This window comes from Actinomadura monticuli (genome assembly GCF_041463655.1).
GTDB lineage: Bacteria > Actinomycetota > Actinomycetes > Streptosporangiales > Streptosporangiaceae > Spirillospora > Spirillospora monticuli.
In genome coordinates, this window is record NZ_JAXCEI010000012.1 from 143,809 (window position 1) to 159,067 (window position 15,259).

General features: G+C 70.2%; 15 protein-coding genes. 2 read left to right on the forward strand and 13 right to left on the reverse strand.

Going from position 1 to position 15,259, the window contains the following annotated elements; genetic code table 11:
* Positions 1 to 159 precede the first annotated feature (159 nt).
* Complete coding sequence (locus SM611_RS26060) at positions 160 to 1,173, forward strand: SAM-dependent methyltransferase (RefSeq protein ID WP_371952595.1); 1,014 nt, start codon at positions 160 to 162, stop codon at positions 1,171 to 1,173.
* 25 nt (positions 1,174 to 1,198) lie between these two features.
* On the opposite strand, the gene SM611_RS26065 is transcribed toward SM611_RS26060, so the two are convergent.
* The 3 genes from SM611_RS26065 to SM611_RS26075 all read right to left on the reverse strand — a co-directional run bounded on the left by SM611_RS26065 (position 1,199) and on the right by SM611_RS26075 (position 5,031).
* On the reverse strand, positions 1,199 to 2,407 hold the full coding sequence (locus SM611_RS26065) for a cytochrome P450 (RefSeq protein WP_371952597.1): 1,209 nt from the start codon (positions 2,405 to 2,407) through the stop codon (positions 1,199 to 1,201).
* Between the two features lie 399 nt (positions 2,408 to 2,806).
* Positions 2,807 to 4,039 carry a PH domain-containing protein gene (locus SM611_RS26070; RefSeq protein WP_371952599.1) on the reverse strand — a complete coding sequence of 411 codons (1,233 nt, stop codon included), beginning with the start codon at positions 4,037 to 4,039 and terminating at the stop codon, positions 2,807 to 2,809.
* A gap of 326 nt (positions 4,040 to 4,365) precedes the next feature.
* Entirely contained in the window at positions 4,366 to 5,031 is a 666-nt protein-coding gene (locus SM611_RS26075) for a PH domain-containing protein (protein WP_371952600.1), read from the reverse strand.
* A 79-nt stretch (positions 5,032 to 5,110) separates the two neighbouring features.
* On the opposite strand from SM611_RS26075, the gene SM611_RS26080 reads away from it, so the two are divergent.
* On the forward strand, positions 5,111 to 6,259 hold the full coding sequence (locus tag SM611_RS26080; RefSeq protein ID WP_371952602.1) for an NADH-quinone oxidoreductase subunit D: 1,149 nt from the start codon (positions 5,111 to 5,113) through the stop codon (positions 6,257 to 6,259).
* A 36-nt stretch (positions 6,260 to 6,295) separates the two neighbouring features.
* On the opposite strand, the gene SM611_RS26085 is transcribed toward SM611_RS26080, so the two are convergent.
* The 10 genes from SM611_RS26085 to SM611_RS26130 all read right to left on the reverse strand — a co-directional run bounded on the left by SM611_RS26085 (position 6,296) and on the right by SM611_RS26130 (position 15,169).
* Positions 6,296 to 6,802, reverse strand: a complete 507-nt coding sequence (locus tag SM611_RS26085) for a DUF3180 domain-containing protein (protein WP_371952604.1) — start codon at positions 6,800 to 6,802, stop codon at positions 6,296 to 6,298.
* Positions 6,799 to 7,386 carry a 2-amino-4-hydroxy-6-hydroxymethyldihydropteridine diphosphokinase gene (folK, locus tag SM611_RS26090; protein WP_371952606.1) on the reverse strand — a complete coding sequence of 196 codons (588 nt, stop codon included), beginning with the start codon at positions 7,384 to 7,386 and terminating at the stop codon, positions 6,799 to 6,801. Before folK ends, SM611_RS26085 begins: the two co-directional genes overlap by 4 nt.
* Positions 7,383 to 7,748: a dihydroneopterin aldolase gene (folB, locus tag SM611_RS26095; protein ID WP_371952607.1), complete on the reverse strand. Its 366-nt coding sequence runs from the start codon at positions 7,746 to 7,748 to the stop codon at positions 7,383 to 7,385. Before folB ends, folK begins: the two co-directional genes overlap by 4 nt.
* Positions 7,745 to 8,182: a nuclear transport factor 2 family protein gene (locus tag SM611_RS26100; RefSeq protein ID WP_371952609.1), complete on the reverse strand. Its 438-nt coding sequence runs from the start codon at positions 8,180 to 8,182 to the stop codon at positions 7,745 to 7,747. Before SM611_RS26100 ends, folB begins: the two co-directional genes overlap by 4 nt.
* Entirely contained in the window at positions 8,179 to 9,102 is a 924-nt protein-coding gene (gene folP, locus SM611_RS26105; protein WP_443112142.1) for a dihydropteroate synthase, read from the reverse strand. The genes SM611_RS26100 and folP overlap by 4 nt, the downstream gene beginning before the upstream one ends.
* A 158-nt stretch (positions 9,103 to 9,260) precedes the next feature.
* On the reverse strand, positions 9,261 to 9,866 hold the full coding sequence (folE, locus tag SM611_RS26110; protein ID WP_371952610.1) for a GTP cyclohydrolase I FolE: 606 nt from the start codon (positions 9,864 to 9,866) through the stop codon (positions 9,261 to 9,263).
* Between the two features lie 32 nt (positions 9,867 to 9,898).
* Positions 9,899 to 11,902 (reverse strand): ATP-dependent zinc metalloprotease FtsH, encoded by a 2,004-nt coding sequence (gene ftsH / locus SM611_RS26115; RefSeq protein WP_371952611.1) that lies wholly within the window; start codon positions 11,900 to 11,902, stop codon positions 9,899 to 9,901.
* 404 nt (positions 11,903 to 12,306) lie between these two features.
* On the reverse strand, positions 12,307 to 12,870 hold the full coding sequence (gene hpt / locus SM611_RS26120; protein WP_371952612.1) for a hypoxanthine phosphoribosyltransferase: 564 nt from the start codon (positions 12,868 to 12,870) through the stop codon (positions 12,307 to 12,309).
* A gap of 128 nt (positions 12,871 to 12,998) precedes the next feature.
* The gene (gene tilS / locus SM611_RS26125; protein ID WP_371952614.1) at positions 12,999 to 13,994 is read right to left on the reverse strand and encodes a tRNA lysidine(34) synthetase TilS; all 996 of its coding nucleotides are present in this window, start codon (positions 13,992 to 13,994) and stop codon (positions 12,999 to 13,001) included.
* A gap of 65 nt (positions 13,995 to 14,059) precedes the next feature.
* Positions 14,060 to 15,169: an Rv3626c family coenzyme F420 biosynthesis-associated protein gene (locus tag SM611_RS26130; protein ID WP_371952726.1), complete on the reverse strand. Its 1,110-nt coding sequence runs from the start codon at positions 15,167 to 15,169 to the stop codon at positions 14,060 to 14,062.
* Positions 15,170 to 15,259 lie beyond the last annotated feature (90 nt).

Here is a 15,259-nt window from a genome sequence, read left to right on the forward strand (position 1 = left end):
CGTACCGGCAGGTCAGCACGGGATCAGCCGCAGGTCGGACCCACGTCCACCCCAAGGATGGCCGGGCACGGCATCCCGCGAGGACGACCTCGCCGACGGCACGGCGCGTGGCGCGGCGGTGGGGTTACGGGCGGGGGTGGTCGCGGTAACGTCACAGGCGTGGCGGCGTTGGTTTCCGAATGGCTGACATGGCGCGCGGCGATGGACCGGGCGCTGTACGGGGAGGACGGCTTCTACCGGCGCGGGGAGCGGCCGGCCGAGCACTTCCGTACCTCGGTGCACGCTTCGCCCCGGTTCGCCGCCGCCATCGTCCGCCTGCTCACGGAGGTCGACGCCCTGCTGGGCCGACCCGACCGGCTGGACGTCGTCGACATCGGGGCCGGGTCCGGGCGGCTGCTGGGCAACATCCTGGCCTGCGCGCCCGCCGACCTGGCGTCCCGGCTCGCGCCGACGGCGGTGGAGATCGCGCCGCGTCCCGCCGAGGTGCCGTCGCAGATCGTCTGGCGCCCCGACCTGCCCGCCCGCATCACCGGCCTCGCCGTCGCCAACGAATGGCTCGACAACGTGCCGCTGGACGTGGTCGAACGCACCCCGGACGGCGTCCGGACCGTGCTCGTCGACCCGTCCACCGGCAGCGAGCGTCCCGGGCCGGCGCCGTCCGCCGAGGACGGCGACTGGCTGGAGCGCTGGTGGCCGCTCCGCGAACCCGGCGACCGCGCCGAGATCGGCCACCCGCGCTGCAACGCCTGGGCCTCGGTGGTCGGACGGCTGACCCGGGGGCTCGCGCTCGCCGTCGACTACTCGCACACGCGCGAGGCCCGCCCCGTGTACGGGACGCTGACCGGCTACCGCGACGGCGCGACCGTCCCCGCCGTCCCGGACGGATCATGCGACGTCACCGCGCACGTCGCGCTGGACGCCTGCAGCACCGCCGGTGAACGCGCCGGCGCGACGTCCACCGTGCTGACCACCCAGCGCGACGCGCTGCGCGCCCTCGGCCTGTCCGGCACGCGACCGCCGCTGGACCTGGCCTACCGCGACCCCCACGCCTACGTCGCGGCCCTGTGCCGCGCGGGTGAGGACGCCGAGCTGACCGACCCGTCCGGGCTGGGCGGTTTCGGGTGGCTCGCCCAGACCGTCGGCATACCGATCCCCTCCACCCTCTCCCGCTGACGGCCCCAGCACCGGCTGCGCGGCGTCAGACTTCCACGTAGAGGGCTTGCAGGCCGCGCAGGACGAATCCGGGCTTCCACTTGGGCTCTTCGGAAAGGCGAAGGTCCGGCGCCGCACGCAGCACCGCGCCGAACGACTCGGCCAGTTCGATGCGGGCGAGCGGAGCGCCCAGGCAGTAGTGGACGCCGAGTCCGAACGTGATGTGCGGGTTCGGGTCGCGGGACAGGTCGAACCGGTTCGGATCGGCGAACACGTCCGGGTCCCGGTTGGCGGACGCGAACTGCAGAGCCACTTCCGCGCCCCGGGGGATGTCGACCCCGCCGACCGTGATGTCCTCCAGCACCCAGCGTTCGAACATGGGAGCCGGGGTGTCGTAGCGCAGCAGTTCCTCGACGGCCGTGGGGATGAGCGACGCGTCAGCGCGGAGGCGCTCCAGCTCGCCGGGGTTGCGGAACAGCGACCACCAGCCGTTGCCGGTCGCGTTGACCGTGGCCTCGTGCCCGGCGTTGAGCAGCAGGACGCAGGTGCCGATCAGCTCGTCCTCGGTGAGCCGGTCGTCCTCGTCCGCGACCTGGGCGAGCGCGGTGATGAGGTCGTCGCGCGGCTCGTCCCGCCGGGTGCGCGCGAGACCGCGCAGGTAGTCGGAGAACTCGACGGCGGCGCGGACCGCGGTGCGCTGGACGTCCTCCGGCGGGTTCAGTTCGTACATGCCGCAGATGTCGGCCGACCACGGGCGGAGCAGGGGCCGGTCCTCGACGGGGACGCCGAGCATCTCGGCGATCACGTTCACCGGCAGCGGCTCGGCGACCTCGGCGAGCAGATCGCCGCCGCCCTTCGCGGCGAACGCCGCGGCCAGCTCACCGGCGAGCCGCTGGATCGTCGGGCGCAGGCCCTCCACCATCCGCGCGGTGAACGCCTTGGACACGAGGCGCCGCAGCCGCGTGTGCGCGGGGGGCTCCACGTCCAGCATCCCGGCGCGGACGAGATCCCAGAACGGCCTGAGGAAGTCGGCCTCCGGCTCCTGCCCGAACTCCTCGTGGCTCGCGATATGGAGATACGACCGTCCGAGCCGCCGGTCCCGCAGCAACGCGTCGACGTCCTCGTACCGGCTGATCACCCACTGGCCGGTGGCCTCGTGAAAGAACACCGGCCGCTCCCGCCGGAGCCACGCGAACGCCGGGTACGGATCCGCCACGAACTGGGGCGACCAGGGGTCATACGCCACATCGCTCATGTTCTGAAGATAAGCGCACCCCGCCCCTCCGCGACATGCGACCGGCTGATCTCCCACCTGCCGGAGGGCATGCCGCCATGCCGGCGAACGCGGAGGGACTAGCGCGGGTGTGGCACGCCCCCTGCTCTGGTCCCCGTTTCGTTGGGAGAGAAAATGATCAGAGTTCCGCACTCGTCGGGGCGTCCGCGTCGATTGGGGACGTCGTCTGCGGCGTGGCCACCGACGACGCGGCGGTCGTCGCTATGACGGGGGCCGGCCAGGCAGCCGTCTCTGGCAAGCGCCGCCGCCCTCACGGATACGTCGCGCTCACCTATGACGACGGGCCGTCGGAGGCGACTCCCATGGTGCGGGAACGCGCGAAGGTCGGGCAGTAGAACGAAATTCTGTGGAAAAGCCGGGTCAGCGGGCCCAGCGGGTCGGGTCCCCGCCGCCGGCGCGGCGGGCGGCGAGGGCCCGGCGGGCGGTGCTCTCGACGATCGCGCGGGCCTCCCCCAGATCGCGGTCGGCGGCGGCGACCTGCACGGGGCCTGGCGGCGCGTCGACGTGGACGGTGGCCAGACCGAGGAGCCGCTGAACCGGGTTCACGGTGAGCCGGACGCTTTGCGCGCGCGCGTGGGCGATCACGTCGGTACGGCGGCACGGCCAGCCGTGCCGGGTCACGAAGACGACGTCGTCCGTGCCCGCCCCGTCCGCGCGGTCGATCGTCACGCCCTTGGAGGATGCGGGGACGAGGGCGACGGCGTCCACGTGCGTCCCGGGGAAGACCTGCGAGACGAGGTGCATCGCGACGTGGCGGGGCGCGACGGGGAGCAGGGTCGAGGACAGCGCCTGGCGCTCGCCCGCGTAACCGGCGACGGTGATCTCGACACGGGCCCAGCCGAGGCTCCGCCAGATCAGCGGCTCGACGATGCTGACGGCCTGGACGCGTCCCGGCGGCAGCGTCTGCATGCGAGTCTCCAGGAGCCCGTAGCGCAGGCGGATCCCGTCCGGTGACATGGCGACGGTGAAGTTGGCGTACATCACCAGGGGTGCGATCACCGCCCGGATGAGCCCGAGCAGGACCGGAATGGTGACGGCCAGCATGCCGCCCTCCGCGTACATCACCAGGAAGATGAGCGATGCCAGGAAGAGCAGGGCGGTTCCCAGGACGGGCAGCCGCACGAGGAGCGACCCGAACAGCGCGCCGAACGGTACGCGCCACACGTGCCGTTCGGGCGCCTCGGGCGTCTGGCCCGGAAGTCCGGCGGCGCGCGCGAGGAGTTCGGCGCGCAACTGCTGGGCGGAGTGCCGTCCCAGGTAGCGGAGGGCGATCTCGCTCTGCTCACCGCCGGCCAGTTCCACCCGGACTTCCGCCAGTGCGAACACCCTCGTCACCAAGGGACGGACGAGGTCGATGGCCTGAATGCGCGAGAGCGGGATGCGGCGCTTGTTCTTGCGGAGGAGCCCGGTCTCGACGACCAGATCGTCGTTGTCGATGCGGAAACGGAGTGCGAGCCACGTCCACAGGCCCGTCCCCACCGCGATCAACCCCATGGGGATGGTCACGACGATGAACCGGAGAATCACCTCGGGGGTGAGCGCCAGGGTGATGCCGTTGTCCGTCTGGGTCAGCAGCAGAGGGAAGCCGAGCAAGACGAAGTAGATGATGAGGAAGATGAAGGCACGCAGTGGTGTCGTCGCCCAGTGCAGCCTGTGCGTGCCCTCGGAGAACCGGATCGGTGGGCGGCGCCCTGGCTGCGGGCCGTAACCGTACGGCGGGCGCGGCGGACCGTACCCCGGCGGGCCGGGCGGTCGAGGCGGGCCGGGAGGCCCGTACGGCGGCTGCGGCGGGCCGTAGGGCGGGCCCGGACGGCCTTGGGGCCCGTAGGGTCCGGGCCCGGGGACGGGGCGTCCGGGCGGGCCATAGGGTCCAGGGCCGGGTTGCCCTGGCGGCGGACCGTACGGGCCGTAGGGGCCGCTCATAGCCCCATGCTCCGTTCCTCGCCCTTCTGGGCGAGGCGGTCGCGCAGTTGGGCGGCCTCGGCGGTGGGCAGGCCCGGAAGGGTCGCGTCCGTAGCGGCGGCGGCGGTGTGCATCCGGACGGTGGCGATCCCCATCCACCGTTCGAGGAGCCCTGCCGTGACGTCCACGAACTGCATCCGCCCGTAGGGGACGACGATGAGGCGCTTGACGAACACGCCGTGCGTGACGATGAGGTCGTCCGCACGCTCGGCGTACCCGTACGCCCTGCGGTCCAGTTCGGCGACCAGCCACGTCACGGCCACCCCGAGGACGACGGCGGCGACCCACATGACGGCGGCGACCACGCCGCCGTTCCTCCACACGATGAACGCGCCCACACCGCCGATGGGAATCGCCCAGAGAACGGCGGTCAGCAGCCTGTGCCAGGCATGACGCGCGGAAATGGGCGCCCACTGGAGGCCGGCGCCGGGCGCGAACGCCTGGTCGGCCCGGTAGACGGGCGGTGCTTGCTGGGGCGTCTGCTGCGGCGGGTAGTGTGCCGGTACCTGACCTGGCGGTTGACCGCCAGGGCCCGGGCCGGAAGGCGCGGGCGGGTGCGCCGCGCCCTGAGGTCCGGGCTGCGCGGCGGGCTCGTACGGCGGTTCGCCATGGCTCGCGTTCATTGACCCCTAGTCAACCGGAAAACGAGTACCGCTCGCCATGGGACCATGAAGCGGTGATCGGAGCGGCGGAGGCGCGACCATGACCACCGAACGGATCGTCGGGATCGGTGCGGGCGCCAAGGAGCTCGCCACCGAGGACATGACCCTCAACATCGGCCCCCAGCACCCGTCCACGCACGGGGTGCTCCGGCTGAAGCTGACGCTGGACGGCGAACGCATCTCCGCCGCGGAGCCCATCGTCGGCTACATGCACCGCGGCGCGGAGAAACTGTTCGAGGTGCGCGACTTCCGGCAGATCATCGTGCTCGCGAACCGGCACGACTGGCTGTCCGCGTTCTCCAGTGAGCTGGGCGTCGTCCTCGCCGTGGAACGCATGCTCGGCATGGAGGTGCCCGTACGCGCCGTTTGGGGGAGAACCCTCCTGGCCGAGCTGAACCGGGTGCTGAACCATCTGATGTTCCTCGGTTCCTATCCGCTGGAGGTCGGCGCCATCACCCCGATCTTCTACGCGTTCCGCGAGCGGGAGGCGTTGCAGCGGGTGATGGAGGAGATCTCCGGCGGGCGCATGCACTACATGTTCAACCGGGTCGGAGGGTTGAAGGACGAGCTCCCCGCCGGCTGGACGGCGCGCGCGCGGAAGGCCGTCTCCGATGTCCGTTCCCGTATGGGCGACATCGACGACATCATCATGGGCAACGAGATCTTCCGCGCGCGCACGAGAGGCGTGGGCGTCCTCACCCGCGAGCAGATCCTCCAGTACGGCGTGTCGGGGCCCATCGCACGAGCTTCCGGTATGGACTTCGACCTCCGCCGGGACGAGCCGTACCTCGCCTACGGCGACCTCGACGTCCGTGTGGTCACTCGCACAGAGGGCGACTGCCTGGCCCGCTTCGAATGCCTCCTCGACCAGGTGCACGCGTCCCTGGATCTCGCCGAAGCCTGCCTGGAGCGTCTCGCCGAACTGCCGCCCGGCCCGATCAACCAGCGCCTGCCGAAGGTTCTCAAGGTCCCGGAGGGCCACACCTACGCCTGGACGGAGAACCCCCTGGGCATCAACGGCTACTACCTGGTGTCGCGCGGGGAGAAGACCCCATGGCGGATGAAGCTGAGGTCCGCGTCCTTCAACAACATCCAGGTCCTCACGGAGCTGCTCCCGGGCAACCTGGTCGCCGACATGATCGCCATCCTCGGCTCGATGTTCTTCGTCGTGGGCGACATCGACAAATGACCCTCTGCCCATGACCCCGTGAACCGGAGGCGAGCCTCAGGCGCGGGAGGCCCGGCGGTCGCGTTCCTCTTCGTCGGGGTCCTTGGGCACACGGCACGCGTACTCCAGGAAGAACGCCGCCGCCACCAGCACCACGGCCGCGAGGAACGTGGCGCCGCTGACGAAGAAGTCGTGGCGCGGGGTCGGCTTGTCGAGCTGGGACGCCAGGTTCACCGCGAACCCGCCGAAGACGCCCGCGATGAGGGCGGCGGTGTGCGCGCTCGCCTTGCCCAGGGCGGCGAGCCGTGCCACCGCCATGGGCTCTATCGGTTTCGGCGACTTGCGGCCGGCCTCCGGCCTGCGGGTCTTCTCCGGCTTGCGGCGGATGCGACGCAACACGTTCCAGCCGCTGAAGCCCTCGCCGAGGGCGAGGAGCAGCAGTGTCGGCACCGCCGTCCACGGCAGGGGCGGCAACGCGATATAGGCAGAGCGCAGCACCGCCCAGGTGACCAACGCGACGACGACCACCAGGGCGGTGAGGAACAGCGGGCGGGACGGTTTCATGCAGGCTGCTGCAGGGACAGGTCGTCCCGACGGCGAACGGCCGACGGGCCGGCCTCGGACTGCCTGGCCTGGGCCAGGTCACCGACACGGCCATGGCCGGGGAGCAGTACGTCCGGCTCGATGTCGGCCCACGGGACGAGCACGAACGCGCGCTCGTGCGCACGCGGGTGCGGGAGCGTCAGGTCCGGGTCGTCGGACGAGACGTCTCCGAACACGACGATGTCGATGTCCAGGGTGCGCGGCCCCCAGCGGACTTCGCGTTCCCGCCGCATGGAGTTCTCGATGTTGAGGACGCGTTCGAGCAGATTCTCCGGTGGCAGGCGGGTGTCGGCCACCAGCACCACGTTGAGGAAGTCGCCCTGTTCGGGGATGGTCTCCCCCGGCGGCGCGAAGGGCGGGGTCTCGTAGACCGGGGAGAACGCCACGAAGTTCAGCCCCGGCGCGTCGAACAGCGTGTCGACCGCTTCCTGGATGTTGTCCATCCGGTCCCCGAGGTTGCTGCCGATCGAGAACACGACACGGTGCTGGACCAGCATGTGCCCGCCGGTGGCGGTGCGGTCGGGCATGCGGTCGGACGCTGTCATGGGCGACTCCTCCTGATCTTCACGGCGACGTCCGTGAAGGGGTGCGGCACGGGGGCGCTCGGCTTGTGGACGGTGATCTCCACCTCGGACACCGCCCTATCTTCCAGACATATAGTCGCCAGCCGGTCGGCAAGCGTTTCGATGAGATTGACGGGGTCGCCCTCGACCACGGCGACCAGCCGCCCGGCGAGCGTCCCATAATCGACGGTACGCGAGAGGTCGTCCCCGGCGGCGGCGGGGCGTGTGTCGAGTCCGAGGACCGCGTCCACCACGAACTCCTGCCCGAGCTCGCGTTCGGCGGGCAGGCATCCGTGCCGCCCCCGGGCCCGGAGGCCGCGCAGTTCGATGCGGTCGAGACTCATTCTTCCTCCGCATCCACGACGTTGAGGACGGGTGAACCATGGTGGAGCAGGAGCCGCCACTCGCCGTCCGTCCGTACGAACACGTTCGTCGCGACGATGCTTCCTCCTGCGAGGAACCCCGCCTCGGTGTCCTCATCGGCGGTGAGGACGTTCTCCTTGCACGTCACCACGGCGTGATCGCCGTACACGTCCGTCTCGACGTCGGTCAGCACGAACTGGATGTAGGTCGTGTTGGCCATGATGAGCGCCCAGGAACGCAGCACCTCCTCACGTCCGCGGAGCATCGTCCAGCCGGGATGCACGCACGAGACACCGGAGGCGTAAGGGCCGTCCGCCCACACCGCCGACATCCGGTCGAAGTCGCCGGCCTCGAACGCGGCGTAGAACTCGGCGTGGACCTCGTCCACGTCGGCGCGGTTCACGGCACGGCTCATAGGCGGTGTCTCCCTTGCTGGGCGCGACCGTCCGCCGCGGCCGGTTCTGAGGTTTCGCCATCGGACGGGCGGGCCGCGCTGATGGCGGCCGCCACGCGCACCGCGTCCGCGTTGGGACGGACGCGGTGGACCCGCACGCACCATGCTCCGGCCACAGCGGCCAAGGACGTGGTGGCCACAGTGGCGTCATCGCATTCGGCGAACGCGCGGGGCGTTCCGTCCGGAGCGGCCAGCAACTTCGTGAGGAAGCTCTTGCGCGAGGCACCGACCAGCACCGGATAGCCGGTCGCGGTCAGCGCGTCGAGCCGGGCCAGGAGCGCCCAGTTGTGCCCCGCCTTCGGGCTCTTGGCGAAGCCCAGCCCGGGGTCTAGCACGATCATCGAGGGGTCGACGCCCTCCCGCAGGACGTCGTCGACCCTCCGCAGAAGCTCGTCGCGGACTTCGCCGACGACGTCCGCGTACACGGCGCGGGTCTGCATGTCGTGGCTGTGCCCGCGCCAATGCATGACCACGTAGGGGACGCCCGCGGCGGCGACCACCCGCGGCATGTCCGGATCGGCCAGCCCGCCACTGACGTCGTTCACGAGCCGGGCCCCGACGCCCACGGCGGCCTCGGCGACCTCCGCGCGCATGGTGTCGACGCTGACCGGGACGTTCTCGGCGCTCAACGCCTCTATGACCGGTATCACCCGACGCAGTTCCTCGTCATGCGACACACGCTGCGCACCCGGTCGCGTGGACTCGCCTCCGACGTCGACGATGTCGGCGCCCTCCGCGGCGAGGTCCAGCCCATGGCGGATGGCCTTCTCGGGATCGAACCAGGCCCCGCCGTCCGAAAAGGAGTCGGGGGTCACGTTGACCACGCCCATAACGAGGCAGCGCCCTGGCTCGGGCAGCCCCGGAACTACGGCATAGGTCATGTCACCCAACCCTATGCCTTGAAGCCAAGGGCCCGGCGCGCCGCCACCGCCCGCCGGTCGCGCCCGCCCTGCCCCTCCCGAACCAGCAGAACGGGCCTCAGCTCGACGCTGAGGCCCGTTCAGGCCGGCTCAGGGTCCGGGGTGCGGCTCGGCCGCCGCTAGCGGCCCAGGATGAGACTCATGGCCTCGGACCGCGTCTCGGCATGATCGCGGAAGTCGCCGCGGACCGCCGACGTCACCGTCTTCGCGCCCGGCTTCCGCACACCGCGCATCGTCATGCACAGATGCTCGGCCTCGATCACCACGATCGCGCCGCGCGGCTCCAGCACGCTCATCATCGCGTCCGCGACCTGGCTCGTCAGCCGCTCCTGCACCTGCGGCCGGCGGGCGTACACGTCCACCAGCCGGGCGAGCTTCGACAGACCGGTGATCTGGCCCTTCTTGTTGGGCGTGTACCCCACGTGGGCCACCCCGTGGAAGGGCACCAGGTGGTGCTCGCAGACCGAGTAGACCTCGATGTCCTTCACCAGGACCATCTCTTCATGGTCGGCGTCGAACACCGTGGTGAGTGCGTCCTCAGGCGTCTGCCTGAGGCCCGCGAACTGTTCGGCGTACGCCCGCGCCACCCTCGCGGGGGTGTCGCGCAGCCCGTCACGGTCGGGGTCCTCCCCGATGCCGATCAGGATCTCGCGCACGGCCTTCTCGATACGCGCGTGATCGAAATGCCCGCCGTGCAGGGTCTCGCCCGGGGGGTCACCCTGCATCGGCGCTTCGTCGTACGGAATCGCCAAGACGGTCAGCTCTCACCCTGGGCGGGGTCGACCGCCTCGGAGGTGACGCCGCCCTGCCCGTTGTTCTTGGTCAGGTCGGTGACGTCCTGCGGGCCGAGCAGGGCCAGCTCCTTGGGCGTCAGCACCGGCGGACGGTCGGACGGGAGGCGCTTGCCGTAGCCGGTGTAGGAGTTCTGGTGCGGCCGCTTCTGGATCGGCGCGAAGATCTCCAGCACCATGTCCTTCGACAGGGTCTCCTTCTCCATCAGGTTGACCACCAGCTCGTCCAGGACGTCCCGGTACTCGACCAGGATCTCCCAGGCGGTGTCGTGCGCGGCCTCGATGTAGCGGCGGACCTCGTCGTCGATCGCGGACGCGATGTCCTCGGAGTAGTCACGCTCGTGACCCATGTCGCGGCCCAGGAAGACCTCACCCTGGCCCGAGCCGAACTTGCGCGCACCCAGGCGCTCGCTCATGCCGTACTCGGTCACCATGTTGCGGGCGATGGAGCTGGCCTTCTCGATGTCGTTGGCCGCGCCCGTGGTCGGCTCGTGGAACACCAGTTCCTCGGCGGTGCGCCCGCCCAGGAGCATCGCGAGCTGATCGTTCATCTCGGAGCGCGTGGTGAGGAACTTGTCCTCCATCGGGAGGGTCATGGTGTAGCCCAGGGCCCGTCCACGCGGAAGGATCGTCACCTTGTGCACGGGGTCGGAGTTCGGCAGCGCGTGCGCCACCAGGGCGTGCCCGCCCTCGTGGTAGGCGATGATCTTCTTTTCCTTCTCCGACATCACCCGGGTCTTGCGCTCCGGCCCGGCCATGACGCGGTCGATGGACTCCTCCAGGGTGTCCATGTCGATCAGCTTGCGGTCGAAGCGGGCCGTGAGCAGCGCCGCCTCGTTGATGACGTTGGCCAGGTCGGCGCCGGTGAAGCCCGGGGTACGGCGCGCGATGATGTCGAGGTCGACGTCCTGCGCGAACGGCTTGCCGCGGCCGTGCACCCGCAGGATGCCCTTGCGGCCCTCCAGGTCGGGACGGTCCACGGTGACCTGGCGGTCGAACCGGCCGGGACGCAGGAGCGCCGGGTCCAGGATGTCGGGACGGTTCGTCGCGGCGATCAGGATCACGCCGCCCTTGACGTCGAAGCCGTCCATCTCGACCAGCAGCTGGTTGAGGGTCTGCTCGCGCTCGTCGTGCCCGCCGCCGAGCCCCGCGCCGCGGTGCCGGCCGACGGCGTCGATCTCGTCGATGAAGATGATCGAGGGAGCGTTGGTCTTGGCCTGCTCGAACAGGTCGCGGACGCGGGAGGCGCCCACACCGACGAACATCTCCACGAAGTCCGAGCCGGAGATCGAGTAGAACGGCACGCCGGCCTCACCCGCGACCGCGCGCGCCAGCAGGGTCTTACCGGTGCCGGGCGGGCCGTACAGCAGCACGCCCTTGGGGATCTTGGCGCCGATGGACTGGAACTTCGCCGGGTTCTGCAGGAAGTCCTTGATCTCTTCCAGCTCTTCCAGTGCCTCGTCGGCCCCGGCCACGTCGGCGAAGGTGGTCTTCGGGGTGTCCTTGGTGATGAGCTTGGCCTTGGACTTGCCGAAGTTCATCACCCGCGAGCCGCCGCCCTGCATCTGGTTCATGATGAACAGGAAGATCAGCACGATGACCACGATGGGCAGCAGGCTGAACAGCAGGTTCAGGAAGAAGCTCTGCTTGGGGACATCAACGTTGTAGCCGCCGGGCAGCTTGCCGGCGTCGGCCTGCTTCTGCAGCTGCTGCTGCAACTGGAGCCCCTGGCCGTCGACCCAGGACGCCTGCTGGCGCTTGTCGTTCTGGAGGGTCAGCTCGATCCGCTGGTCCTTGTCAACGATCTTGGCCGACTTCACCTGGCCGGCGTTGATCTCCTGGACCACCTTCGAGGTGTCCACCTTCTCGAACGAACGGCCGGGGTTGACGCCCCACATGACGAGGGCGACCAAGATGCCGAACAGCAGGATCCACAGCAGCGGCCCGCGAAAATAGCGCTTCACGTCCATTTATCCGGTTACCCCTACGGGGCCCGTCCCTCCTGACCAACGTCTGTGTGCGATCCTCGCCCGTCCCGGGGGGACGAACGCCACTGCGACCAACAATGCGTCCAACGAAAGGCCCGTCGCACGAGGTGTCGGGCCCACCGTGGCGGCTTCCCTCATATGGCCCCCCGAACCCAGGGTCCGGGACACCGACGGTACACCGCAGGCGCAGGAGACGCAGCCGACGCCGTTCTCCCGCATCCCTTCCACATACCCGTCAACGATCCTTGCAACGATTCGTCACGGTTCCTTGTTCCCTGGGCCGTCTCCTGGGCCGCCCGATGGCCCCGTACACGCGCCTGTGGCCTGGACGTCCCCATCTGGGACGCCGACCTCCGTCCGGACGCCGCCGGGCCCTCTCAGGACGCTCAGGAGCCGTCGCCGCCATAGACGTGCGGGGCGAGCGTGCCGACGAACGGCAAGTTCCGGTACTTCTCCGCATAGTCGAGCCCGTACCCGATGACGAACTCGTTAGGGATGTCGAAACCGGTGTACTTCACATCGATGTCGGTCTTGACCGCTTCCGGCTTGCGCAGCAGCGCGCAGATCTCCAGCGAGGCGGGCCCACGCGAACGCAGGTTGCTCACCAGCCACGACAGGGTCAGCCCGGAGTCGACGATGTCCTCCACGATCAGGACGTGCCGGTCGATGATGTCGGTGTCGAGGTCCTTGAGGATGCGCACGACGCCCGAGGACTTGGTGCCGGAGCCGTAGGACGACACCGCCATCCAGTCCATCGAGGCGGGCGAGCGCAGGGCCCGCGCCAGATCCGCCATGATCATGACAGCGCCCTTGAGGACCCCGACGAGCAGCAGGTCCTTGCCCGCGTAGTCGGCGTCGATCTGCTCGGCGAGCTCCCGCACCTTGGCCTGCAGGTCGCTCTCGGGGATCAGTACCTTCGCCAGGTCGGCGCCCAGGTCCTTCTCGTCCACAGTCCCACCCTCATCGCTCAGTTCCCGCCCGTCCGGTGGGACGGACGCAGGACGGACACCGCCGCACGCGCCGTGTACGCGGTGCGCGCGGCGGACGCGCCGTGTGACGATTCGCACACGCCGCGAGGTCAGACCGGGCCGAACAGCAGCTTCCCGTGACGCCGGACGGCGCACAGCCCTCCGGGCAGATCCACGTGCCGCTGGCCGTGCCAGGCCGTGACCAGCCGGTCCACCGCATCGACATGAACCGCCGCGAGCGTACCCGGTGGGCTGCCGGCCTTCACCGCGGCCATCCGCAAGACGCGCGTACGCACGGCTCTCGGCAGGTCCCCGAGCCCTTCCAGGCGGACGGCCGCGCTGTAGCCGTCCTCAGGCGCTTCCAGGTCGGTGTAGGCGCGAGCGGCCAGGGCGTCCAGGGCGTCGGCGTCGTCGCGCAGCATCCTGGCCGTCCGTGCCAGGGCCTCGGCCACTCCCGGGCCGAGGGTCCTCTCCAGGGCGGGGAGGGCTTCGTGCCGGACGCGCACGCGCGCGTATGAGGGATCGACGTTGTGCGGGTCGTCCCAGGGCTCCAGCCCCATCGCCGTGCAGGCTTTGCGCGTGGTGGCGCGGTTGAGCCCCAGCAGAGGGCGCAGATAGCGGACATCCTGCCGGCGGAACTCGGACGGCATGCCGGCCAGGGATCGGGCACCCGACCCGCGCGCCAGCCCCAGCAGCACGGTCTCGGCCTGGTCGTCCTGCGTGTGCCCCAGGAGGACGGCTGCGGCCTCCAGCCGCTCCGCCGCTCGGTTGAGGGCCTTGTAGCGAGCATCACGGGCGGCGTTCTCAGGGCCTCCCGGGCCGTCGACGGTGACCGCGATAGAGCCCGCCGGGTCCAGCCCAAGGTCGGCCATGGTTCGGACTACGGCGTCGGCACGCTCGCCCGAACCGTCCTGCAGCCCGTGGTCGACCGTGACGCCGCCTGCGGAGCGTCCCGCCCTGGGCGCCTCGAAGGCGAGCGCGGCGGCGAGCGCCAGAGAATCGGCACCTCCGCTGCATGCGGCCACCACCGTTGCACCTGGCGGCAGATCGGCGAGCACCCCGCGCACCGCGAGACGTACCGCCGCCACTGCCGGATCAGGCCCCATGGAGAAACGTCTACCACCACGGGACCCCGTACAGGTGCCCGGCCTCCGTCAGTTCTCCCGGACGCTCAGGCTTCGTTGGCCGTAGGCGGCGTGTCGATGGCCTTGGGGCCGACCACCCGGGCGATCCACAGCGCGGGCTCCTTGATCTCGTCGTGCGTGGGAAGCGTCTCCGCCGACCGCCAGACCTGGTTGAAGCCGCTCATGCCCACTTCGGCGACGACCCGCCGGACGAACCGCGATCCTTCCGCGTACTGCTTCATCTTGAGGTCGATGCCGAGGAGGCGCCGGATCGTCTTGTCGAGCTTGGTGCCGCCCTCACGCCGCCCCTGGAAGCGGGACCTGATCTGCTGGACGGACGGCACGACCTCCGGGCCGACCGCGTCCATCACGTAGTCGCCGTGCCCTTCGACGAGGGTCATCACCGCGGTCAGCCGGTCGAGGATCTCGCGCTGCTCCGGGCTCTGGATCGCGTCGATGAGGTTGGCGTCGCCGCCGCGCACCGCGTCCGCCACGGCCTCCGCCGCGTCCCGGATGCGGTCCAGCATCGCGCCGGGGTCGAGGTCCGACGCGAGCAGGAACTTGGTCATCTGGTCCTGGACGTACTCGCGCAGCCACGGGACACCGGTGAACTGGGCGCGGTGCGTCTCCTCGTGGAGGCACACCCAGAGGCGGAAGTCACGCGAGTGCACACCCAGTTCCTGCTCGACGTGGACGATGTTGGGCGCGACCAGAGTCAGCCGTCCTGTCGCGGCGCGTCCTGTCGGGTCCGGTGGCAGGAACAGCTCGTACTGCCCCAGAACACGGCTCGCCATGTAGGCCAGGATCGCGCCCACCTGCATGCCGGTCACACGGGAGCCGACCGCTTGGACGACCGCGTTCCCCGCACCGCCGAGAGGGCCGGGGCCACGCCGCTCGGACATCTGCTCGATGAGCGGTTCGAGCACCACCCGGAAGCCGTCCACGTTCGCGCGGATCCAGCCGGGCCTGTCGACGACCGTCGCCGGGTCCGGATCGAGCTCGGACGCCATGCCGGTGAAGTCGCGCACATGCCCGTGGGCGAGCTTCGACAGGTCGCGCAACTCCTGCACGACGTCACGTGCCTCGTCATAGCTGACCTGCGGTCCTGGCCTGACGAGCCGGGTTCCGGCCTGGACGGCCAGGTTCCAGTCGATCATTGAGGCGCTCATGTGCTCCACCGTAGGTATCGGAGACGGCGCCGAGGCGCCCCTGCTAGGTCGTTCAACGAACAACCGTTCTGGTTATCT